This window comes from Amycolatopsis sp. NBC_01488, assembly GCF_036227105.1.
In the GTDB taxonomy this organism is placed as follows: domain Bacteria; phylum Actinomycetota; class Actinomycetes; order Mycobacteriales; family Pseudonocardiaceae; genus Amycolatopsis.
Genome location: NZ_CP109434.1, coordinates 699,234 through 722,248, shown reverse-complemented (window position 1 = coordinate 722,248; position 23,015 = coordinate 699,234). Strand labels below are relative to the sequence as shown.

Below are 23,015 nucleotides of genomic sequence, written 5' to 3'. Positions count from 1 at the left end.
AATCTGCGCACCGGTCAATCGAGGGGGGACTCGAATGCGTGCAGTCAAAACGTGGTTTCGTGCTGGCTTGATCCTGGCGGTCACGGCGACGCTGGGCGTCGGCGGGATCACCGCTCCGCCGGCTGCCGTGGCCGCGCTGAGCCGCCCGATCGCCGCGGCGGCGTCAGCGGAAGCCGGCCCGTCAGACTCAGACCGCCTGAAGGTGCTGCGGCTCTGGCAGTTCGGCGGCCCGGCGACCAGACAGGACGCGGCGGCGGCACTGGCAGGCACGGAAACGGACGTGACGCGGTTCTTGACCTCGCAGAGGGCCACGGACGTCTCGATCGACCGAAGTGTGCAGGTCAGCCGGTTGATGTCGGCTGGGGGAGTAGCGACGCGATCGGCGGCACAGCAGGCGCTGGACGCCGGTACGGACGACTCGCTGAGCGCATTCCTCGATACCGGCTGGGAAGTGCCGTACGGAATCGACCTGAGCGTGCGGGTAAGCCAGGTGATGTCCGCAGGCGGCGCGCAGGTGAAGCAGGCCGGGCAGGAGGCACTGGACGCCGGCACCGACGACGCGCTGAAGTCATTCCTGCAGTCCGACTGGCAGATCCCGTTCGAAATCGACCAGACGGTCAAGGTCAGCCGGGCGATGTCTGGTGGCGGTCCCGAGGTGAAGAAGGCCGGGCAGCAGGCGCTGGACGCGGGCACCGTAGACGCGTTGAACCAGTTCCTCGGCGTCGATCTCCCTGTTGCGCAGGCGCGAGATGCGGAAACGACGTCCATCGCGCAACTAGAGCCTGTTTCAATGTCGTAGCCACTCGTTGATCGCCGCGATGTGCACGGTCGCCTCGTAGCGAACCGCGAGTTTGTCGAACCGTGTGGCGACGCCTCGGTTGCGTTTGAGCCGGTTGATGCCGCACTCCACCGCGTGCCGTTGCTTGTAGATCTCTGGGTCGAATGCTGGTGGCCGCCCACCGGCCCGGCCGCGGTTGCGGCGATGCCGGACCTGATCAGAAGGCTGGGGAATCGTGCACGCGATCCCGCGCCGCCGCAGATAGGCCCGGTTGGCGCGGGAACTGTAGGCCTTGTCCGCCAGGACACGATCCGGCCGGGTCCGGGCTCGCCCACCACCAACCCGGGCGACCCGGACCCTGGCCAGCACCGCCTCGAACTGCGGTGAATCACCACGTTGACCGGCGGTCACCAGCAACGACAGTGGTTTTTGGCCTTGCTCGGTGGCCAGATGCAGCTTGGTCGTCCAGCCTCCCCGCGACCGGCCCAGCGCGTGGTCGGCCGGTTCGGGCTCGCCGATACCGCCTGGCGGTTCTTTCTGCAGGTCGCCCTCGATGCGGGCGCCTGCGGCATGCTGGTGCGCCCGGTTGATCGTGGAATCCACGCTCACCTCCCAGGTGATCAACCCGGCGGCGTCGGCCCGAGTCTGCAACGCCGCCAAGATCAACGCCCACACACCAGCGCGCTGCCAGCGCCGGAACAAGCCATAGACGGTTTGCCAGCAGCCATACACAGGTGGGACGTCACGCCACGGCGAACCGACACGAACCCGCCAGCGGATACCGTCCAAAAGCTGGCGTTTACTCCACAGTGGCGGGCGGCCGGGCTTCTTGCCGACAGGCAGCAGCGGTTCCAGAATCGCCCACTGCGCGTCGGTCAGATCGGCTCGCCCCGTCGCCGCTAGGCTGGGCACGAGGTCTCCGGTGTACTTGATCAGCTTGGTCGTTGATCGGTCTACCGGAGACCTCGTCTATCTCACCCAAGACACGCCGCACCCCACAACGCCGACCACAAGCTCCGCTGGTCAGCACATCAAAACAGGCTCTAGTGGCCACGGCCAAGGCTGCTTCGGAACAGGCGGCGACGGAGACCGAGCAGGCGAAACAGGAATCTGACCGCGCGGTCGTGGAGGCAGCGGCCGCGATGAAGGCCGCCCAAGCCGCCAAGGACGCCGCTGCGGCCGCGCAGGGACATGCCGGCGAGGCCACGGATGCGGCGAACCGGGCCGCGTATGCGGCCGACCAGGCGGCGTTCACCGCGCGGCAGGCGATCGGCGCGGCCAACGCGGCGTCCCGCTCGGCGCACACCGCGGCGATGGCTGCCGCGCGGGCGGCCGCCGCGGCCGGCCAGGCGCGAACGGCCGCCTCACACGCCTACGACGCGGCGGCCGCAGCGATCGGCGACAAGGTCAAAGCTGCGGACGCGACCAAGGCCGCGCAGACTGCGCGGGACGCGGCGGTGAGCGCATCGACGGCCGCGGACGCGGCCAGGGCAGCGCGGACCGCGTCACAACGAGCCAAGGATGCGGGTTCGGCGGCTGGGGACGCCGCAACCCAGTCCCGGACGGCGGCGCAGGCCGCCACCGACGCGGCCAACAGCGCCGCGGCTGCGGGCGCCGATGCCCGGCAGGCGCAGGCCGCCGCCGCGAACGCTCGCGCCCAGGCCGCGCGGGCGACCGCTGCTGCGCAGGCCAGCCAGTCCTGGGCGGACGAAGCGGGCTCGGACGCCGGCGCGGCCGCCGATGCCGCCTCCGCCGCTGCCAACGACGCCACCGCAGCAGCGGCCGCGGCGGACGATGCGGCCGCACACGCCGGGCAAGCCACGGACGCGGCCGCCAAGGCGACCGCGCACGCGAACGCCGCCACCGCAGCGGCGAACGCGGCGGTTGGCGCGTCGAACCAGGCGGCCCGGATCGCCCAGGCCGCCCGCAAAGCCGACGACGACCGGATCGCGCTGAACGGCCAGCAGGCCGACGACGCCGCGCGTGCCGCCGCGTCGTCGGCCTCCGTGCGCCCGGTGCCACCCCGGTGGGACCTCGACCAGGTCAGCACCTGGAACGCCGAGACCACCCGGCTGATCACCGAGGCCACCGCGGTCGGCACCGCTCGCGCGACCGTGCTCACCGACGCCCGCAAGGTCGCGCTGACCCTCGCAGGCCAGGGCGGCCCTTGGACGAAGACCGCGGCGCTCGCCGCGCTGTCGGCGTCCGACAACGAGGTCGTCGACTTCATCACCACCGGCTTGACCGCGGCCGCCGGACAGGACGACCGCGCCGTCCTCGCCCAGCTCGTCGACGCCGCCGCACCCGGCTTCCAGACGGCCGGGAACGCGGCACTGGCCGGTTCGGACATCGATGTGCGGAACTTCCTGCGCAGTCGTGACTACCCCGGTCGGGCACAGGACGACACCCTGCAGGTCAGCCAGGTCATGTCCGCCGCTCGCACGGCCGGTCGCACCGTGGTCGTGCAGGAGGGCCAGAAGGCCCTCGACGCCGGCACTGACCAAGCGCTGCGGGAGTTCCTCGACAACGGTCAGTTCGTCGCGCTCGGCATGGACGACCAGCTGAAGGCCAGCCAGATCCAGTCCGCCGCTCGTGCCGCGGGAGCGCGCGAGGTTGTCAACGCGGCCCAGGCCGCCCTCGACGGACCACCGGTGCTGCTGCGTGAGTTCATCGCCGTGGGCCAGTACACCGCCGCCCGCCGCGACCAGAACACCGCCGCCCACAACGCTGCCATCGACGGCCTGCTGGCCCAGGCCGCAAGCTCCGCGGCCACGGCCACGCACGACGCCGACGAAGCTCAGGCCGCGGCGGCTCGAGCCCGCAACGCTGCCGACGAAGCCGCCGGGTACGCCGATCAGGCGGCCACGGCGGCCAACCAGGCCGCCGACTACGCCCGTCAGGCCCAGGACGCTGCCACTCGCGCCGCGGCGTCCGCCCAGCAGGCCCAGACCTCGGCCAACACTGCAGCTGGCGCTGCGGCGTCCGCCGTCGTCTCCGCCGACCGGGCCGGACGCTCCGCCGCGACGGCTCAGTACTATGCCCACGCCGCCGCGGGCTACGCCCACGATGCCGCGAGTTCGGCCAAGATCGCGTACGACGCCGCGATCCAAGCCGGCAACGACGCCGCTGCGGCTGCTATAGCCGCGAAGGACGCTTGGCAGAGTGTCGCGAACAAAGCCGCGACGGAAAAGCAGCAGCTCATCCAGCAGCGGCGCGCCGACTGCGACGACAACGCCCGCGACGTCGAGGCCGTCAACCTGCTGAGCAATCAGGACTGCGTGCTGCTGTTCAGTGGCTCCCAGGCCGAGCAGGAACGCATCCTCGGACACCTGCAGGACATTTGCCGACAGCACATCCCGCAGGGTGACCCGACGCTGGCGCGGTGCCTGGACTACCGGAACCTGTTCAGCCCGAACTACATGGCCACGCTCCGGGACGACTTCACCAACTTCGTCACCGCCGGAACGGATCCTGACCTCGGCGGACTGCTCGTGTTGATCGCCTCCCTCGTTTGCCCGGAGTGCGAACTGGCCGACCTGCTCGCCGGCGGGGCAGCCGAGCTGCGCGCGGGCGCGGGAGCCGCCGCCCTGACGGAAGCGGCCGACGTCGCGGGGGTGGGCCTGCTCGACGCCGCCGGTGCCGGCGCTGCCGCGCAGCTCGGGCGGGCGGCCAGTGCTGCGCAGGAAGCGGCGGCGGAGTCGGGAGCACTGGCCAACGAAGCCGCCCACCTCGCCGACCTGCCCGACATCGGCCTGCTCGAGATCACGGCAACCAACCCGTCGGCCTCGGAAATCCGAGCCGCCGAGGAAATGGCGGGAGCGGGTTCGAGGGTCACACTGCGGGATCCGGTAGGCACCCGTGCCGGTGGCGGGACGAGCGACCTGGTGGTCGACGGAGTGCTTTGGGACGTGTACTCGCCGACGGGGACCTCCATCGATTCCATGCTGGGGAAGATCGCGAAGAAGTACTCCCAGGTGCACGGCGGCGGCGTGATCGTCGATCTGCGGGGGACCGGGCTTTCCGCAGCCGATTTCGGCGGCGCGGCGGAGGCACTCAGGCGAGTGAATGGTATGATCAAAAGCTGGGGTAAAGCTGAACTTATTGGTGAAGTCAGATTCTTTGGTGGTTGATGATGGCGAAGATGCGATGCAAGTGTGGAACCATCCTTCGTGATGACGATCCTCACGATAGCCTTTTTGTTCTGGAACACGATGAGTTCGACGTGGATGTCTCTCCGGAGATATTGCTCGGCAGGGCGCAGTTGGTCGTGCGATGCAAGGTTTGCCATCGGTTGTGGTTTTGGGGTGAAAATGGTGATCTGTCGGAGTATTTGAAAGGTGATGTGTTGCATGGTGGGGTCGAATCTGGTGAGTGAATAACCTGTTGCGCGAATCCTGTTATAGTTGTTCCGGTCGTTGTGGTATTTGGGTTGTCTTGAGCAAAAGTGTCTTTTGCTACATGCTTCAGGTAGGCCCACGATCATCTGACGTACTCACCGCTCTGGTAGCGCAACAGGCGACCGTGATCGAAGGGTCGCGAGTCCGTTGGTGGGTGCACCGCGTGATCAAGCGGCTGAAGTAGTGGCTCGGATCGCTGAAAGACTCGTGTCTCAGCCCAGGTGATCGCGCTGTCGCTGTTCCTGATAACGCCATTGGGGAGCTTCTGGTGCGGGATTCCTGCTGACTCACGTCCCCGCCGGGCCCTGGATCGCCGTCGGCGGCCCTGGGTCTACTCCTGCGCAACGTCCGTCGCTGGCCCCTAACCTGCCATCCGTTTCGAAATCTGGGTCAACACACCAGCGAGATTCCGCAGTTTGGATCAAGCGAACGAGCTCGCCTGTGACCTCGCCACCACAGCGAGGCTGCAATCCGGACCGCGGCCCCTGGCGACCGCACACTTCCCATCGTCCGGCCCGGCGCGCGCTACGCCCGGGTACTTCAGCAACCCGTCTGGGCCGGTCAGTGCCAGCCCGCGGGCTTTCGCTTCGGCCACCATCGCCGCTGCGGCGGCCTGCTCCGGCGACAGCTCGCGCCAGCGTGGACTCACTCTTGCGCGGACTCATAAGCTCCGATGTCATCACTCACAGTGTCCATCCCACTGGAACTGCGCCCGGTACGTCAGGCTGGAAACACCGATCTTGGAACAGTCCCCCGGTCACCTGCGTCGTCGTTTCTGGAGGTCGACGTTGGAGATGTCTGTGCCGGGGTACTTCACCCGCTGCGGGCTAACGCTTCGTTGGTCTCATCCGTGCGTGGGAGGTTGTTGTGGCGTGGGTGGAGCAGCGCGGCAACAGGTCGTGGCGCGTGAGGTATCGGCGGCAAGGTTTCGGTGTTCGTTCGGTGTCCGGATTTGGCTCGCGGCGTGATGCTGCGGCCTACGCCGCCGGGTTGGAGGTGGATCGGCGTCGGCGGGTGTGGATCGATCCGGTGGACAGTGCGGTCACGGTGGCGGAGTGGGTGGTGCGGTGGTTCCGGTCGCTGGATCTGGATTCGCGGACGATCGAGAGCTATCGGAGCCGCTTGCGGTGTCACATCCTGCCGAAGTTCGGGGGTGTGCCGTTGGGTGCGATTACGGCGCTGGGTGTGACCGAGTGGGTCCGGGAGCTGGAGCGAGCCGGCTACGCCCCGTCGACGGTGAGCTCGCAGCTGAACCTGTTGTCGATGCTGCTGACCGACGCGGCCGATGAGCGGCTGATCCCGTTCAATCCGGTGCGTCGGCGAAGGCGCCGTGGCCGGCGGTCACGGCGGGCCGTGGCGGAGCGGATCTGGGCGACGCCGGAGCACGTGGTGCGGATCGCCGAGCAGGCAGACCTCCTTGGCGGCCCGATCGCGCGGCTGCTGGTAATCACCGCGGCATGGACCGGTTGCCGGTGGGGCGAGCTGGCCGGCCTGCACCGGGACAACGTCGATCTCAGGCGTGGGGTGATCGTGATCGATCCGTTGGTGGGTGCGTTGCACGAGTCGGGGTCGATGCGCTGGCTCGGGCCGCCGAAGACCCGGGCCTCCGCGCGGACGATCGCGCTGCCGCCGTTCCTGGTCGCGCTGCTGCGCGAGCATCTCGCGCGACACCGGTATGGGTTCGTGTTCACGACGCCGAGCGGGACGTGGTTGTGGCGTTCGACGTTCCTCCGTCGGGTCTTCTGCCCCGCGGTCGACGGCAGCGAGGCGTCCGGGACAAAGGCGGGCTGCGCGGCGGTCCGGCCTGGGTTGACCTTCCACGGGCTGCGGCACAGCCACAAGACCTGGCTGATCGCCGGCGGCGCACCGGAGATCGCCCAGGCCCGCCGGCTCGGTCACCACCTGGACAACCGGGTCATCGAGACCTACTCCCACGTCGCCCCGGAGGTCGAGCAGCGGCTGCTCGACGATCTCGAGCGGCGCTGGCACACGGCGGTCCCGCCACCACCGACACCCTCACCGAGTGTGGTCGACAATAGGCGGGTGGCGGTGGTTGTCCCCCTCTTCGCCACGGTGGGGGTCACCCGCCGGGTGAGCCGGGGAGCAGCGGGAACACCGTACCGCCGCCGCACCGGGGCTGGGGTGGTGCTCCAGTTTTGCCCCACCAGGAGCACAAGATCAGGCCGTAAGCCGATCACCGAAGATCGAACTCGGAACGCAGAAAACCCCTCCGGCCAGCCACAACGGCTGAAACGAAGGGGTTCGTTACGACGTGGAGCTAAGGGGACTCGAACCCCTGACCCCCTCACTGCCAGTGAGGTGCGCTACCAGCTGCGCCATAGCCCCGGAGCGAAGGTGAACTCCGCATCTCGTATGTGAGTACCGTACACGACCCCGGCATGACCCGAGCGCGGGGGGTGCCTCCGCGTGACTGCCACCTGCACACCCCATCCGACCTGGGGTTTTACACCTTATTTTTAGTCGTGTATTGACCTCGGGCTGTGGCCGCCGTTACATTTTGGCGCGGTTGTGACGCCGAGGTCCCCGCCCGTTACGCCGCGTCTACCCAGACCGGGCACGCCTCTGCCGTTTCCTGCTCTACGGACGCCGCCCGGTGCGGCGGAGGAGGTTTCGATGACGACGAGACGGCGGGTGATGGTGCTGCTCTCCGCGGCGTTCGCCCTGGTCGCGGGCACCACGAGCGCGACCGTGGCGCAGGCCGCACCGACTCCGGACGGCTGGTACACCGTGACCGCCGGCAACAGCGGGAAGTGCGTCGACGCGCGGGCCGCCGGGACCGCCAACGGCACCGTCGTGCAGCAGTACTCCTGCAACCAGAGCGCCTCCCAACAGTGGCAGTTCCAGTCCACCGGTGACGGCTACTTCCGGGTGAACGCCCGCACCAACCCGGCCGCCGCCTGGGATGTCACGAACGTCTCCACCGCCGATGGCGGCCTCGTCCAGCTGTGGACCTACTCGAGCGGGGCCAACCAGCAGTGGCAGGCCGTCGACGAGGGCAGTGGCCGCTACCACTTCGTCAGCCGCAACAGCGGGAAGTGCCTCGACGTCCCGGGCGCCTCCGCCGCCGACTCCGTCCAGCTCCAGCAGTACTCCTGCAACGGCACCGCCGCCCAGTCGTTCACACTGACCCCCGTGGGTGGCACGACGCAGCCCGGCCAGCCGGACCTCGGCCCGAACGTGGTGATCTTCGACCCGTCGATGCCGAGCTCGACGATCCAGAGCCGGCTCGACAGCATCTTCAGCCAGCAGGAACGCAACCAGTTCGGCAGCCAGCGCTACGCCGTGATGTTCAAGCCGGGCACCTACTCCAACGACGTCAACGTCGGCTTCTACACGCAGGTGCTGGGCCTCGGCCTGAGCCCCGACGCCGTGACGATCAACGGCGCCGTGCACGTCGAGGCCGACTGGTTCCCGCCGCAGAACGCGACGCAGAACTTCTGGCGTGGCGCGGAAAACCTGTCCGTGAACCCGACCGGCGGCGCCGACCGCTGGGCCGTCTCCCAGGCCGCGCCCTACCGCCGGATGCACGTCCGCGGCGACCTGCAGCTCGACGACGGCGGCTGGGCCAGCGGCGGCTGGATCTCCGACACGAAGATCGACGGCCAGGTCCGCTCCGGCTCGCAGCAGCAGTGGATCTCGCGCAACTCGCAGTTCGGCAGCTGGAACGGCTCGAACTGGAACATGGTCTTCGCGGGCGTCCAGGGCGCTCCCGCGAACACCTTCCCGAGCCCGCCGTACACGACCGTCGGCACGACGCCGGTCGTGCGCGAGAAGCCGTTCCTCTACATCGACAACGCCGGCAACTACCAGGTGTTCGTCCCGGGCGTGAAGACCAACGCGGCCGGCACGACCTGGGCGAACGGCAGCGCCCCCGGTACCTCGCTGCCGATCGACCAGTTCTACATCGCCAAGCCCGGCGCCACCGCCGCGGACATGAACGCCGCGCTCGCCGCGGGCAAGAACCTGCTGGTCACGCCCGGTGTCTACCACCTCAGCCAGGCGCTGCACGTCACCCGGCCGGACACCGTCGTGCTCGGCCTCGGCATCGCCACGCTGGTGCCGGACGGCGGCGTCACCGCGATGAACGTCGACGACGTCGACGGCGTCCAGGTCGCCGGCCTGCTGATCGACGCCGGCACGACCAACTCGGCCACTCTCATGCAGGTGGGCCCGGCCGGCTCGACCGCCGACCACACGGCCGACCCGACGTCGCTGCACGACGTGTTCTTCCGGATCGGCGGCGCCGCCGTCGGCAAGGCGACGAACAGCCTGGTGGTCAACAGCAACAACGTGATCGGCGACCACATGTGGATCTGGCGCGCCGACCACGCCGACAACAACGCCTACGTCGGCTGGACCACCAACACCGCCGACAACGGACTCACCGTCAACGGCAACAACGTGACGATGTACGGCCTCTTCGTCGAGCACTACCAGAAGACGCAGGTCGTCTGGAACGGCAACGGCGGCCGGACGTACTTCTTCCAGAACGAGATGCCCTACGACGTGCCGAACCAGGCGTCCTGGATGAACGGGTCGTCGAACGGCTACTCGGCCTACAAGGTGGGCCCGAACGTCACCAGCCACGAGGCGTGGGGGCTGGGCAGCTACTGCTACTTCAGCACCAACCCCTCGGTCGCCAGCGCCCACGCCTTCGAGGCGCCGAACACCCCGGGCGTGAAGTTCCACGACATGGTGACGGTGTCGCTCAACTACCAGGGCACGATCACGCACGTCATCAACACCACGGGTGCCACGACCCCGACCGGCACCCAGCCGGTCGACCTGGTCAGCTACCCCTGAGCAACCGGCGTGCGCCGTGGTGGCGGCCGCGGCGCACGCCGGTCCTTACAAGTCCACAATGGCCGGTGAATGCCCTGAACGGGTGTTCGGAGGCGCGAACAGCGGGTAACCGCCGCGATACTGAGATCCCAACGATCCCGGGAGCGGCAGATGACCTCCTTCGCAGCGTTCTCCGTCGTCGAACCCCGCAAGGCGTGGCCGATCGCCGCCGTCCGCGGCGTGTTCGCCGTGCTCTTCGGTCTCTTCGCACTGATCTGGCCGGGCGTCACGGTGCTCGCCCTGGCGATCCTGTACGGCGTGTACGCGATCGTCGACGGCGTCGGCGGGCTGATGCAGGCCTTCCGCCCGGGCGACACCGGCCACCGCGCCGCCTACGGAATCCTCGGCGCGCTCGGCGTCATCGCGGGAATTCTGGTCCTGGTCTGGCCCGGCATCACGGTTCTGCTCCTGGCCCTGCTGGTCGGCCTGTGGGCGATCGTCACGGGCGTCGCGGAGATCGCCGCGGCGATCCGGCTGCGCAAGCAGATCCAAGGTGAGGCGTTCCTCATCGCGGCGGGCGCGCTCTCGGTGATCGCGGGCGTCCTCATCGTGATCAACCCGATCGCCGGCGCGTTCGGCGTCGCGCTGCTCGTCGGCATCTACGCGCTGCTGTACGGGATCATGCTGCTGGTGCTGGCCTTCCGGCTGCGCAAACTGGGGGACGCCACCCCCGCCGCGTGAGTAGCGTGCGGGGGTGTCGACCCGCGAACTGGTGGTGCTGGGCACCGCGAGCCAGGTGCCCACGCGCCACCGCAACCAGAACGGCTACCTCCTGAGGTGGGACGGCGAGGGCATCCTCTTCGACCCCGGTGAAGGCACCCAGCGCCAGATGCTGCGAGCGGGCGTCGCCGCCACGGACGTCACCCGGATCTGCGTCACGCACTTCCACGGCGACCACAGCCTTGGCCTCTCCGGGGTGATCCAACGGCTGTCGCTGGACAAGGTCGAGCACCCGGTCCACGCTCACTTCCCGGCGTCCGGCGCGCACTACTTCGAGCGGATGCGGCACGCGACGGCGTTCTACGAGACCGCTGACCTGCGTGAGCACCCGATCGCCGCCGACGGCCCGATCGCCACCGGGAAGGTCGCCCTCGAAGCCCGGCGGCTGAGCCACCCCGTCGAGGCGTTCGGCTACCGCCTGGTCGAGCCGGATGGCCGCACCATGTTGCCCGAGCGGCTGCGCGAGCACGGCATCAGCGGCCCGGACGTCGGCAAGCTGCAGCGAGAAGGCCGGCTCGGGCCCACCCGCCTGGAAGACGTCAGCATCCACCGGCCGGGGCAGCGGTTCGCGTTCGTCATGGACACCCGCCTGTGCGACGCCGTGTACGCCCTCAGCGAAAACGCCGACATGCTCGTGATCGAGTCGACCTTCCTCGCCGAGGACACCCGCCTTGCCCGCGACTTCGGGCCCCTGACCGCCCAGCAGGCCGCGCGCGTGGCCGCCGAGTCCGGCGTCCGGCAGCTCGTGCTGACCCACTTCTCGCAGCGCTACCCCGACCCCGCGCGCTTCCTGGACGAAGCCAAAGCCGAGTTCGACGGCGAAATCGTGGTGGCCGCGGACCTGGAGCGGGTCCAGGTCCCGAAACGGCGGTCCTCCCCAGCCGGGCATCGGGCGCCGTAGGCTGCATTCGTGAGCCAGCCGATCCTGATGACCGTCGACGACGATCCCGCCGTGTCCCGCTCGGTCGCCCGAGACCTGCGGCGCCGCTACGGGAAGGACTACCGCGTCATCCGCGCCGACTCCGGTGCGGACGCCCTCGACGCGCTGCGCGAGATCAAGCTGCGCGGCGACGCCGTCGCGGCCATCCTCGCCGACTACCGGATGCCGCAGATGGACGGCATCGCCTTCCTCGAGAAGGCGATGGACCTGTTCCCGCACGCCCGGCGCGCCCTGCTGACCGCCTACGCCGACACCGACGCCGCGATCCAGGCGATCAACGTCGTCGACGTCGACCACTACCTGCTCAAGCCGTGGGACCCGCCGGAGGAGAAGCTCTACCCGGTGATCGACGCGCTGGTCGAGACCTGGAAGGCGGTCGGCGACCGGCCGGTCGAGGAGGTCAAGCTCATCGGCCACCGGTACAACTCGCCGTCGTTCCAGATGCGCGACTTCCTGGCCCGCAACGCCGTGCCGTACCGCTGGTTCTCCGTCGACGACGACGAAGGCTGCCGGATCCTGCAGGCCGCGGAGGCCACCGAAAAGGACATCCCGGTCGTCGTCACCCCGGACGGCACCGTCCTCAAGAACCCCTCCGGCGGCGAGATCGCCGACGCGGTCGGTTTGTCGACGCGCCCGGCGCAGGAGTTCTACGACCTCGTCGTGATCGGCGGCGGCCCGGCCGGCCTCGGCGCCGCGGTGTACGGCGCGTCCGAGGGCCTGCGCACGGTGCTCGTCGAGAAGAAGGCCACCGGCGGCCAGGCCGGCACCAGTTCGCGCATCGAGAACTACCTCGGCTTCCCGGACGGCGTCTCCGGCGCCCAGCTGACCGACCGGGCGCGGCGCCAGGCCCAGAAGTTCGGCGCCGAGGTGCTGACCGCCCGCGACGTCGTCGGCCTCGAAGCACGCGGCTCGTCCCGGGTCGTCACCTTCGGCGACGGCAGCGAGATCGCCGCGCACTCGGTGATCCTCGCCAGCGGCGTCACCTACCGGGCCCTGCAGGCCGACGGCATCGAGGAGCTGTCCGGACGCGGCGTCTACTACGGCTCGGCCGCGACCGAGGCACCCGAGTGCAAGGGCGAGCACGTCTACATCGTCGGCGGCGCCAACTCCGCCGGGCAGGCCGCGGTGTTCTTCTCCCGGCACGCCAGCGACGTCACGATCCTCGTCCGCGGCGAGTCGCTCGAGGCGTCGATGTCGCACTACCTGATCGAGCAGATCGCCGGCATCGAGAACATCCACGTCCGCACGCACACCACGGTCAAGCAGGCCCACGGCGACGGCCACCTCGAGCGGCTCACGCTGTGCGAGAACGGCGTCACCGAGACCGTCGACACCGGGCACCTGTTCATCTTCATCGGCGCCGCCCCGCGCACCGACTGGCTCGGCGACGGCATCCACCGTGACGACCACGGCTTCGTCTGCACGGGCCCGGACCTGCTGGCCGGCGGGCAGCGGCCGGCGGGCTGGTCGCTCGACCGTGATCCGTACTACCTCGAGTCGTCGATTCCCGGCGTGTTCGTGGCCGGTGACGTGCGGTCCCAGTCGGTCAAGCGGGTGGCCTCCGCGGTCGGCGAGGGCGCGATGGCCGTGACGCTGGTACACCGGTACCTGGAGGAACAATGAGCGCACTGCCGCGGGAAGAGCTTCGCGGGCTCTTCCTTTTCGAACACCTTTCCGAAGACCAGCTCGACTGGGTGGCCGCCAACGCCGTGCTCCAGGAGTACGAGGGCGACTCCACCGTCATCAGCGAGGGCGGCGAGGCGACCTGCTTCTACGTCCTGCTCGCCGGCGCGATCCGGATGACGCGCCTGGTCAGCGGCACCGAGGTGGAGACCAACCGGTCCGACCAGCGCGGCGCCTACTTCGGCGCGACGCAGTTCTTCGTGCACCAGGACGACGACCACCGCTACGGCGCGACAGTGCGGGCGCTGTCGGACGTCACGCTGCTCGCGTTGCCGTCGAAGGAGTTTTCCGTCGAGTTCCGCAAGTGGTTCCCGATGGCGACGCACCTGCTCGAGGGCATGTACCTCGGCTGGCGCAACACCGACACGGTGATCGGCTCGCGCCGCCGGCTGCTGGCGCTGGGCGAGCTGTCGGCCGGCCTGACGCACGAGCTGAACAACCCGGCCGCGGCCGCCGTCCGGGCGACGTCCGCCCTGCGCGAACGCGTCGCCGGGATGCGGCACAAGCTCGCCTTCCTGGCCAAGAAGGACATCGAACCGGAGCTGCTCTACCAGCTCATCGACGTCCAGGAACGCCTGGTCAAGCAGGTCGCGCAGGCGGAGAAGCTGACCGCGATGCAGCAGGCCGACCGCGAGGACGAGATCACCGACTGGTTCGACGACCACGACATCGACGGCGGCTGGGACCTCGCCGACATCTACGTCCGCGCGGGGCTGACCACGGTGGACCTGGACAACGTGCTCGAGCAGGTCGGCGACACCTTCATGGACGGCGCCGTCCGCTGGCTCGCCTACGCGCTCGAAACCGAGATGCTGATGGGCGAGATCGAGGACTCCACCACGCGCATCTCCGCGCTGGTCGGCAAGGCCAAGCAGTACTCGCAGATGGACCGGGCGCCGCACCAGTGGGTCGACGTCCACGACGGCCTCGACTCCACGCTCGTGATGCTGTCCGGCAAGGTCGGCAGCGGGATCCGCGTCGTCAAGGAGTACGACCGGAGCCTGCCGAAGATCCCGGCGTACCCGGCGGAGCTGAACCAGGTCTGGACGAACATCATCGACAACGCCCTCGGCGCGATGGCCGGCGATGGCACGCTGACGCTGCGCACCTGGCGCGTCGACGACCAGATCCGCGTCGAAATCGGCGACACCGGTCCCGGCATCCCCGCGGACATCAAGCCGCGGATCTTCGAGCCGTTCTTCACGACGAAGCCGGTCGGCGAGGGCACCGGGCTGGGCCTGGACATCTCGTGGAAGATCGTCGTCGAACGCCACCAGGGCGACCTGCGCGTCGAGTCGGAGCCCGGGAACACCCGGTTCGAGGTCTGCCTGCCGACGGTCGAGCAGGCCTCGCTCTGATGGCTTCCGTCCCGACGGTCACGACCGAGCTCGGGGCGCTGGTGGGGCTGGCGGGCGACGGCGTCCGCGTCTGGCGCGGGATTCCGTACGCCCGGCCGCCGGTCGGCGAGCTGCGGTGGAAGGCGCCGCGGCCGCCTGCCCTGTCCGGTGGCGTGCACGTCGCGACCGAGTACGGGCCGCACGCGATGCAGCCGCCGGACCCGATGAACCCGGCCGCCGTCTGCGACGAGGACTGCCTGTACCTCAACGTCTGCGCGCCCGAGGGACCCGTGCCCGAGGGCGGCTGGCCGGTCCTGTTCTGGCTGCACGGCGGCGGGTACCGCGTCGGCCACGGCGAGCAGCTCGGCGACGGCGACGAGTTCGCGCGCGCCGGGATCGTCGTCGTCACGATCAACTACCGCCTCGGCTCGCTCGGCTTCCTGCACCTCGCCGGGATCTTCGGCGAGTCCGAAGTGGACGCCGGGGTGTGCGGGTTCCTCGACCAGGTCGAGGCGTTGAAGTGGGTGCGCCGCAACGTCTCCGCGTTCGGTGGCGATCCCACGCGGATCACCGTCTACGGCGTCTCGGCGGGCGCGAAGAGCGTCGGGAACCTGATGGGCAGCCCGCTCGGCAAGGGCCTGTTCGCGCAGGCGATCAGCAGCAGCGGCGGCGCTGACCACGTCGCGACGCCGGAGGCCGGCACGGCGCTGGCGCGGCGGCTCCTCGACGAGGTCGGCTGCGACGACGTCGACGCGTTGCGGGCGTTGCCGGCCAAGGAGTTCGTCGAGGCGCAGGAACGGATCCTCACCGGCTTCCAGGCACTGTGGCTGTGGCGTCCGACGCTGCATCCCTGCGTGCTGCCCGAGGTCCCGATCGAGCCGATCCGCCGGGGGAGCGCGGCCGGGATCCCGCTGCTGGTCGGCTGCAACAGCAACGAGGGCAGCACGTACGCGCTGATGCTCGGCGACGACGTCGCGACCGCGCCCGCTCAGGGTGTCCTCTCGGAAATCCTTGGCGCGGAAGGCGCTTCGCACCTTCTCGAGACGTACCTTCGCCGCGTCCCCGACCTGAAGTCCGCGAAGATCGCCGCGATGGGCGACGAACGCTACGGCATCCCGACACAGCGGCTGGCCGACGCGCAGTCCGCGCACGCGCCCGTGTACCGCTACCGCATCGACATCGCCGCGCCCGGCGTTCCCGAGCAACTCGACGGCGGCCACGGCACCGAGACGACCATGGCGTGGAAGACCCCGCTGCCGTTGTTCGCGGAGGCGACCCAGGTGAACCCGAAGCGCGAGCGCGCGGCGCTGCTGATCCACCGCGCCTGGGTGCGCTTCGTCCGGGACGGCGTCGCAGACGCCGACGGTCCCGAATGGCCGCCGTACGGCCCGGAACTGCGGCCAGTGCTGGTCTTCCGGGAAGACACGGATCTGGCGCTCGATCCCCGCTCCGACGAGCGGAAAGCCTGGGGCGACACGGAATGGGCGTCCGGGGCCTGGTTCCCGGCGACCTGACACCGCTCGTTCCGCCGTGTCTCCACCCTTGTGAGTGATGACGTTCGAACAGGCGTTCTAGTAGCGTTTTCGGTGTCCGGCTCATCGAGGAGGGGTCATGAACGGGTACCGAGGTTCGGCAGGGTCAGTGTCATCGCGGCGGTCGTCAGCCAGCTCAGCAGGTCGGCGAGCGGAATGCGGGAAAGCCGTTCCGGCCATTCCTCCGCCACTGTGTGCAGCACGAGTTCGTCCTGCCGTGGCTCGACTTTCGTCAGCTTTATCCCCGGCGGCAGCTCCGGCAGGGGCAGCACGATGGGCCGGAAGCGCTTCGGTGGCCGGAGTTTCCGCTGTCCGATGTGGAGGTTCCGCGGTTCGAGCACCACGGCGTCGTCCTCGACTCGGGCTTCCAGAGTCAGGTGGCCCCACTGCGGCTTCTTGGCCCAGTGGATCTGGAGCAGCCCGCTGTCGGCCGGGGCCGCGACGATCCCGGGGCGGACTTTCGCCACCCGTTCCCGCAGCACGTCCGCGGACACGGCAATCCGCAGTTCGACGCGGGCGGGCTTGGCGGCCGGGGTGGGCAGCGAGCGGAGGCGGACGTCCTCGGCGAGCACGGTGACGCGGCGCAGCGGAATGCTGCCGCCTTCGGGCTCGGGCCAGTCGACGTCCTCGGCGACGATCCGGACGTCGCCGACGCGGCCGGTGGCCAGCCGGAGGCTGTCGGCCGGGTAGTCGAGCTCGGTGAGGGTCAGGCCGACGTCACGGCCGTCGACCTTGGCAGTCAGCCTGCGCCCGACGAGCTGTTCGGTGACGGTGCGCACGAGGGCGGCCGGCGTGACCGGGACGTTCGGGAGCAGGGAACGTCCGGCCGCGGCCAGCCCGGCCAGCTCCGGCCAAGGCGACCAGCCGTCGAACCACCTGCCGTCGCTCATCCGTCCAGTGTCGCTGAAGGGGGGAGCCTGCCGACAGCAGGTCACGCAAAAGCGGCGATTCTCACGCGGCCGCAACGCCGGGCTTCCTCAGGACACGACCGACTCGCCGTGACCCGTCGAGCAGTGGTGAGCCACCTGCCGCCACCGGAGGGGGCGATGACGGCAGGTGGCAGTCCGAAGGCGGTGACCGCCGCCGGTCACCGACCCGCGAAGCGGGCGATGATGCCGGTGACGACCAGCCAGAACACCGCGGCCAGGCCGAAGTCGAGGATCACCTGCAGGCTGCCGTTGCTCACGTTGAACAGCCCCGGCCAGAACAACGCCAGAGGGACAGCCAGTGACTTGATGAAGATGAAGAAGGCGTTGCCGGCGTTGGCACCGGCGAGCACCATGATCATGTAAAGGACTTCGATCCCCGCGAAGATCGCGCCGATCGCCGTGATGACCCGCACGGCCGTGTTCCGTCTGGTGGTGGTTCGCCAAGGAGACATGTCCGGCAAATTCCCGGATTGGGTGACCGATCAAACGCTCCCACCCGAGATTGCGCCGTTCGGCGGCTCCCGTTGCTCTCTGCCGCCCCTCCCGCACGCAAAGTCGCCACCCCCAATCTCGCACAACACCTACCCAGCCCCACGAGATGCCCCACCAATCACGCCCGATGCCCGCCCAGTCACGAGCGGAGCCCGCCCGCACACGAGTTCCGCCCCCGATCACGCGAGTTCCGTCCTCAATCACGCGGGTCCCGCTCCCGATCACGCGAGTTCGGGGCACGTGCCGCGGCATGGCGGACGCGGTGCCGCGCACGGCGGACCTGTGTCGTCCATCCAGGCACGCGTGTCGTCCGTTCGCCACCGTCAACGCGGTCCGGTATCACCCAGCAACCCCGCACAGCCCAATCCTGCACCGCGAGACCGACGAACGCCTGCCGCACAACGTCGATGGCAGCGGGCATGGGCACGGCCGCCCGGACGGCGTCGGCGTCGAGCATGCGCGGGCCCTTCGGAGTCGGGGAGCTGCCGCTAGCCTGACGGGGTGTCCGATGCCACCCAAGATCACCCCGTCGAAGAACAGCGGTTCATCCGCGACGACTGGTACGGAGAGGAGATCACCGGACGGCACTACGTGCGGTGCGAGTTCCGCGAGGTGGACTTCTCGGAGGCGGAGACGCGCAACTCGGTCTTCACCGACTGCGTGTTCGGCAACGTGCGCTTCAACGCGTCGCGGCACACGGACTCGGCGTTCACCGGCTGCTCCTTCAAACGCTGCAACTTCTTCGACGCCGAGTTCACCGGGTGCAAGCTCGTCGGTGCCACGTTCAGTGAGTGCGAGCTGCGGCCGCTGCGGGTCACCGGCGGCGACTGGTCGTTCGCCGGGCTCGCGGGTGCCGACCTGCGGTCGGTCGCCTTCCACGGGGTGCGGATGCGGGAGGCCGACCTCACCGGGGCGAACTGCGCCGACGCCGTGTTCGCCGACGTCGACCTGTCGGCGGCGTCGCTGCACGCCGTCAAGCTCTCCCGCGCCGAGCTGCGCGGCAGCGACCTCTCGGCGCTCGACCCGGTGAACGCCGAGCTGGCCGGGGCGATCGTGTCACCCGAACAGGCTGCGGTGCTCGTCACGTCGCTCGGGCTGCGCGTCCGGGCGTAGGCTCGGGCCGACCGGGAAGGAGGGCCGCGATGGGCGTCGTGACACCGGGTTTCCGAGGCCGGGCCCGCAGCGGCAACCCGCGCCTGCCACCCGGGCAGTACCTGGCCGAGGACTTCCCCGTGCTGTCGGCCGGCCCGACTCCGCGCGTGCGCACCGAAACGTGGGAGTTCACGGTCACCACCGAGACCGGCGAGAAGCACGCCTGGAGCTGGGCCGAGCTGATGGCCCTGCCCAGCGAGAAGTTCACTGTGGACATCCACTGCGTCACCCAGTGGTCCAAATTGGACACTCGCTGGCGCGGCGTCGCGGTGGACACGCTGGTCGGCGGGCTCGACACGGCCGCCGACTACGTCATGGTCCACTCCTACGGCGGCTACACCACGAACCTGCCGCTCGCCGACCTCCTCGACGGCCAGGCCTGGATCGCCTACGAGTACGGCGGCAAACCGCTCACCCCCGAGCACGGCGGCCCGGCGCGGCTGCTGGTGCCGCACCTGTACTTCTGGAAGTCCGCGAAGTGGGTGCGCGGGCTCGAGCTGAAGACCCGGGACGAGCCCGGCTTCTGGGAGAACGTCGGCTACCACGACTACGGGGATCCATGGCGGGAACAGCGGTATCAGGGCGACTAGCCTGGCGGGTCGCCCGCCTGGCCGAATTCCGCGACGAGACGCCGACCGCCCGCACGCTCGTCTTCGATCTGCCCGGCTGGCCGGGTCACCTGGCGGGGCAGCACGTCGATGTCCGGCTCACCGCGGCCGACGGCTACCGCGCGCAGCGCAGCTACTCGCTCGCCGCGCCCGCCAACGGCGATCGCGTGGAGCTGACCGTCCAGCGCGTCGCCGACGGCGAGGTGTCCGAGCACCTCACCGGGCCGTACGCGATCGGCGACCCGGTGGAGATCCGCGGCCCGGTGGGCGGCTGGTTCGTCTGGCGCCCGGAGGCCCCGGAACCGGTCCTGCTGATCGCGGGCGGCTCGGGCATCGTGCCGCTGATGGCGATGATCCGCGCCCGCCGCGCGGCGGGCGTCCGCACGCCGTTCAAGCTGATCTACTCGCTGCGCACCCCGGCCGAGCTGTACTACGCGGACGAGCTGCGCACGCCGGTGGCGGGCCTGGACGTCACGTACGTGTACACGCGCGAGCTGCCCGAAGGCCGTCCGGGCATCCCGCGCCGCATCGACGTGGCCACGCTCAACACGGCGGGCTGGCCGGCGGAGTTCGGCGCAGCGTCGTTCATCTGCGGCCCGACCGGCTTCGTCGAAACGGCGGCGGACATCCTGGTCGCCCTCGGCCACGACCCGCACCGCATTCGCACGGAGCGGTTCGGTCCCAGCCGCGACTGACGGGACAAGACCGGTCACCCATCCGATGAATAGGTGACAACGTGCCCCGATGAGCGGGAAGTTGTCGACAGTGCCGCCAAGAGATCCTATGTTTCCTCCATGCTGACCAAGTGGGGCTCGAAGCGGCGCCGCACCGTGGCGACCGTTCTCCTGGGGGTGGGCGCGCTGCTCGCCACGACCGGCCCGGCGGCCGCGGCCGATCCGGATTCCGGGAGCCGGGACGTCTACGTCTCGCCCGCCGGCTCCGACCGTGCTCCGGGGACCGCGCACCAGCCCGTGCGAACCCTGGACAAGGCGCGTGACCTCGTGCGGCAACGGGCGCCGCACCTCACCCGCGATCTCACCGTGCACCTCGCGCCCGGGGTGTTCCGCCTCGACCAGCCGCTGCGCCTCGACGCGCGCGACTCCGGCGGCAACGGCCACCGCGTCATCTGGCAGGGCAGCGGCGACACCGAGCTGAACGGCGGTGTGCGCGTCACCGGCTGGCGGCCGGTCCCGGGCCGTGCCGGGTTGTTCGCCGCGCCCGCGCCCGCGGGGCTGGACAACTCGCGGCAGCTCTACGTCGACGGCGTGCGCGAACAACGTGCCCGCGGCCCGCTGCCAGTGACGGTCAAGGCCACCGCCACCGGGTACACCGCGAGCGCGGACACCTTGGCGCACTGGAGAAATCCGAAGGACATCGAGTTCGTCTACACCGCGGGCGAAGCGCTGTGGAACATCCAGCGCGACGGCCTCGGCCAGTGGACCGAGCCGCGGTGCCCGCTCGCCGCGGCCGAGGGAACGACGATCACGATGGCCCAGCCGTGCTGGGACAACTCGACCAAACGCGTGCTGTTCCCGGACATCCCCGGCCGCAGCGTGAACATGGTCGGCCCGGCCGACCTCACCAACGGGCGGCACCCGACCTACGCGGAAAACGCTTTCGAGCTGCTCGACACGCCCGGCGAGTGGTACCTCGACCGGTCCGCCCACCTCGTCTACTACCTGCCGAAGCCGGGCCAGGATCTGCGCCGCGCCGACGTCGAGGTGCCGGTGCTGGAAAAGCTCGTCGACGCGCGGGGCACGGCCGACGCGCCGATCCACGACGTCGCCTTCCGCGGGGTGCGCTACTCGTACGCGACGTGGTTGACGCCGTCGTCGCCGGAGGGCTTCTCCGAAATCCAGGCGGGCTACACGATCACCGGCGCGAACGGCTGGGCCGTGGAAGGCCTGTGCCAGTTCGTGCCCGGCGGCACCTGCCCGTACGCCTCGTGGACGCGGGAACCCGCGAACGTCTCCGTTTCCCACGGCCAACGCGTCGAGTTCAGCGACAGCGTGTTCGCGCACCTCGGCGGCGCCGGGCTCGATCTCGTCGACGGCACCAAGGAATCCCAGGTGCGCGGCGACGTCTTCACCGACATCTCCGGCAACGGCGTGCAGGTCGGCGGAGTCGACAAGCCGACCACGGACACCGACGCCGACGTCGTGCGCGACGTCACGGTGACCGACAACCACCTCTACGGCCTGCCGCGCGAGTTCCACGGTGGCGTCCCGATCGTCGACGGCTACACCGTGCGGAACACCGTCTCCCACAACCAGATCGACCACGTCGGCTACTCGGCGATCTCCCTCGGCTGGGGCGGCTGGCCCGACAAGATCAAGCAGCCGGCGACGCCGAACCTGTCGCACGACAACACCGTCTCGGACAACCTGATCTTCGACTACATGCTGATGCTCGACGACGGTGGCGGCGTCTACACGCAGGGCATCACCGGCAGCTCCCTCGACGACGGCGAGAAGGTCACCGGCAACGTGATCCACGACCAGTGGGGGCTGGGCAAGGGCGTCTACACCGACAACGGCAACACGTACGAGACGATCCGCGGCAACGTCCTGTACCGCATGGCGTACGCCAACGTCGGCACGGTCCACGTCGACTACCGCGACAACCTCGGCAACAACGACCCGACGCTGACCGAGGACAACTACTGGGAGCAGGGCGACCGCGACAAGGTCGACAAGGGCGCGATCCTGCGCGGCAACAAGCTGCTGGGAAACCCGGCCGACGCCCCGGCGGCGATCGTCGCGGGCGCGGGCCTCGAGCCGGCCTACCGCGGCCTCCTCACGCGCCGGGTCGGCGGCCCGGCGCCGGCCGAAGCGCCGTCGCGGGTCGGCACGTTCGCGGTTTCGGGAAAGCTGTACGCGACGTGGAACCCGACGTTCGCGTTCAACAACGCCCCGGTGACGGACTACGTGGTGACGGCAACGGGCGGCGGTCAAACGAAGTCCGCGACGGTGTCCGCGGCCGACTTCGCGAAGCGCGCGTACGCGGAGATGCCGGGCCTGACGGACGGGACGGCGTACACGGTGACGGTCGCGGCGCGCAACGCGTACGGCACGAGTGAGCCGTCCCTGGCGGCGGCCCCGGTGACCCCGGACCCGAAGCCGGGCGTGCTGCCTGGCGTCCCGACGAGCGCGAGGGCGCTGCCGAGCGCGACGGCGGCTTCGATCCGCTGGAACCCACCGGCGGCCGCGGGCGACACCCCGGTGCTGGGCTACGTGATCACGGTGTCCGACGGCCGCACGATCCCGGTTGAGGGCCGCGACGCCCTGGTCACCCAGCCGACGATCAAGGGCATGACGAGGGTGGTGGACAACCTGAAACCAGCGACGGCGTACACGTTCACGGTGGCAGCGGTGACGGCGACAGGAACAGGCCCGGCGGCGACGTTCACCGCGACGACAGCGGCGGCCTGACCCGGATTCCCTTGCACCCCAGGGTGGTCATCGACGTATCGGCCACCTTGGGGTGGTTGTCCACACGCCAGCCGTGATGTGGACAACCCGAGTCCAGTCGCGCTCGCAGGCGGGTTTTGTCGGCCCCTCCCGATACGCTGGAAGCGGGGCCGC

At 69.8% G+C, this 23,015-nt stretch carries 16 protein-coding genes, 1 tRNA gene and 2 pseudogenes; 14 read left to right on the top strand and 5 right to left on the bottom strand.

Annotated elements, in window-relative coordinates; translation table 11 throughout:
• Positions 1-67 precede the first annotated feature (67 nt).
• Positions 68-799: an ALF repeat-containing protein gene (locus OG738_RS03415; RefSeq protein ID WP_329051128.1), complete on the top strand. Its 732-nt coding sequence runs from the start codon at positions 68-70 to the stop codon at positions 797-799.
• Here OG738_RS03415 and OG738_RS03410 read toward each other — a convergent pair.
• Complete coding sequence (locus OG738_RS03410; protein ID WP_329044868.1) at positions 788-1,690, bottom strand: IS5 family transposase; 903 nt, start codon at positions 1,688-1,690, stop codon at positions 788-790. The two genes, OG738_RS03415 and OG738_RS03410, sit on opposite strands and share 12 nt — an antisense overlap.
• Before the next feature lie 134 nt (positions 1,691-1,824).
• Here OG738_RS03410 and OG738_RS03405 point away from each other — a divergent pair, with 134 nt between their 5' ends.
• Both OG738_RS03405 and OG738_RS03400 read left to right on the top strand, forming a co-directional pair.
• Positions 1,825-4,908, top strand: a complete 3,084-nt coding sequence (locus OG738_RS03405) for a hypothetical protein (RefSeq protein ID WP_329051127.1) — start codon at positions 1,825-1,827, stop codon at positions 4,906-4,908.
• Positions 4,905-5,153, top strand: a complete 249-nt coding sequence (locus OG738_RS03400; protein WP_329051126.1) for a hypothetical protein — start codon at positions 4,905-4,907, stop codon at positions 5,151-5,153. Before OG738_RS03405 ends, OG738_RS03400 begins: the two co-directional genes overlap by 4 nt.
• 560 nt (positions 5,154-5,713) lie before the next feature.
• Here OG738_RS03400 and OG738_RS44605 read toward each other — a convergent pair.
• Positions 5,714-5,855 (bottom strand): annotated as a pseudogene (locus OG738_RS44605) (IS256 family transposase); the annotation flags it as partial.
• Positions 5,856-6,042: 187 nt separating this feature from the next.
• On the opposite strand from OG738_RS44605, the pseudogene OG738_RS44600 reads away from it, so the two are divergent.
• A pseudogene (locus tag OG738_RS44600) lies at positions 6,043-7,107 on the top strand (tyrosine-type recombinase/integrase); the annotation flags it as partial.
• A 341-nt stretch (positions 7,108-7,448) separates the two neighbouring features.
• Here the strand turns inward: OG738_RS44600 and OG738_RS03395 are convergent.
• A tRNA-Ala gene (locus OG738_RS03395) sits at positions 7,449-7,521 on the bottom strand.
• A 288-nt stretch (positions 7,522-7,809) separates the two neighbouring features.
• Here OG738_RS03395 and OG738_RS03390 point away from each other — a divergent pair.
• The 6 genes from OG738_RS03390 to OG738_RS03365 all read left to right on the top strand — a co-directional run bounded on the left by OG738_RS03390 (position 7,810) and on the right by OG738_RS03365 (position 16,232).
• Positions 7,810-9,999 carry an RICIN domain-containing protein gene (locus OG738_RS03390; protein ID WP_329051124.1) on the top strand — a complete coding sequence of 730 codons (2,190 nt, stop codon included), beginning with the start codon at positions 7,810-7,812 and terminating at the stop codon, positions 9,997-9,999.
• Between the two features lie 150 nt (positions 10,000-10,149).
• Positions 10,150-10,719 carry an HdeD family acid-resistance protein gene (locus OG738_RS03385; protein WP_329051123.1) on the top strand — a complete coding sequence of 190 codons (570 nt, stop codon included), beginning with the start codon at positions 10,150-10,152 and terminating at the stop codon, positions 10,717-10,719.
• A gap of 13 nt (positions 10,720-10,732) precedes the next feature.
• Positions 10,733-11,659 carry a ribonuclease Z gene (locus OG738_RS03380; protein ID WP_329051122.1) on the top strand — a complete coding sequence of 309 codons (927 nt, stop codon included), beginning with the start codon at positions 10,733-10,735 and terminating at the stop codon, positions 11,657-11,659.
• A gap of 9 nt (positions 11,660-11,668) precedes the next feature.
• Positions 11,669-13,321 carry an FAD-dependent oxidoreductase gene (locus OG738_RS03375; RefSeq protein ID WP_329051120.1) on the top strand — a complete coding sequence of 551 codons (1,653 nt, stop codon included), beginning with the start codon at positions 11,669-11,671 and terminating at the stop codon, positions 13,319-13,321.
• Positions 13,318-14,739, top strand: a complete 1,422-nt coding sequence (locus OG738_RS03370; protein WP_329051119.1) for an ATP-binding protein — start codon at positions 13,318-13,320, stop codon at positions 14,737-14,739. Before OG738_RS03375 ends, OG738_RS03370 begins: the two co-directional genes overlap by 4 nt.
• The gene (locus OG738_RS03365; protein ID WP_329051117.1) at positions 14,739-16,232 is read left to right on the top strand and encodes a carboxylesterase/lipase family protein; all 1,494 of its coding nucleotides are present in this window, start codon (positions 14,739-14,741) and stop codon (positions 16,230-16,232) included. Before OG738_RS03370 ends, OG738_RS03365 begins: the two co-directional genes overlap by 1 nt.
• Before the next feature lie 95 nt (positions 16,233-16,327).
• Here the strand turns inward: OG738_RS03365 and OG738_RS03360 are convergent, their stop codons facing one another.
• Both OG738_RS03360 and OG738_RS03355 read right to left on the bottom strand, forming a co-directional pair.
• On the bottom strand, positions 16,328-17,140 hold the full coding sequence (locus OG738_RS03360; RefSeq protein ID WP_329051115.1) for an LmeA family phospholipid-binding protein: 813 nt from the start codon (positions 17,138-17,140) through the stop codon (positions 16,328-16,330).
• A gap of 197 nt (positions 17,141-17,337) precedes the next feature.
• Positions 17,338-17,592 carry a hypothetical protein gene (locus tag OG738_RS03355; protein ID WP_329051114.1) on the bottom strand — a complete coding sequence of 85 codons (255 nt, stop codon included), beginning with the start codon at positions 17,590-17,592 and terminating at the stop codon, positions 17,338-17,340.
• 580 nt (positions 17,593-18,172) lie between these two features.
• On the opposite strand from OG738_RS03355, the gene OG738_RS03350 reads away from it, so the two are divergent.
• The 4 genes from OG738_RS03350 to OG738_RS03335 all read left to right on the top strand — a co-directional run bounded on the left by OG738_RS03350 (position 18,173) and on the right by OG738_RS03335 (position 22,862).
• Positions 18,173-18,784: a pentapeptide repeat-containing protein gene (locus OG738_RS03350; RefSeq protein WP_329051113.1), complete on the top strand. Its 612-nt coding sequence runs from the start codon at positions 18,173-18,175 to the stop codon at positions 18,782-18,784.
• Between the two features lie 29 nt (positions 18,785-18,813).
• Positions 18,814-19,413 (top strand): sulfite oxidase-like oxidoreductase, encoded by a 600-nt coding sequence (locus OG738_RS03345; RefSeq protein WP_329051112.1) that lies wholly within the window; start codon positions 18,814-18,816, stop codon positions 19,411-19,413.
• Positions 19,383-20,126: a ferredoxin reductase gene (locus tag OG738_RS03340; RefSeq protein WP_329051111.1), complete on the top strand. Its 744-nt coding sequence runs from the start codon at positions 19,383-19,385 to the stop codon at positions 20,124-20,126. Before OG738_RS03345 ends, OG738_RS03340 begins: the two co-directional genes overlap by 31 nt.
• Before the next feature lie 99 nt (positions 20,127-20,225).
• Complete coding sequence (locus tag OG738_RS03335; protein WP_329051109.1) at positions 20,226-22,862, top strand: fibronectin type III domain-containing protein; 2,637 nt, start codon at positions 20,226-20,228, stop codon at positions 22,860-22,862.
• The last annotated feature ends 153 nt before the right edge of the window (positions 22,863-23,015 follow it).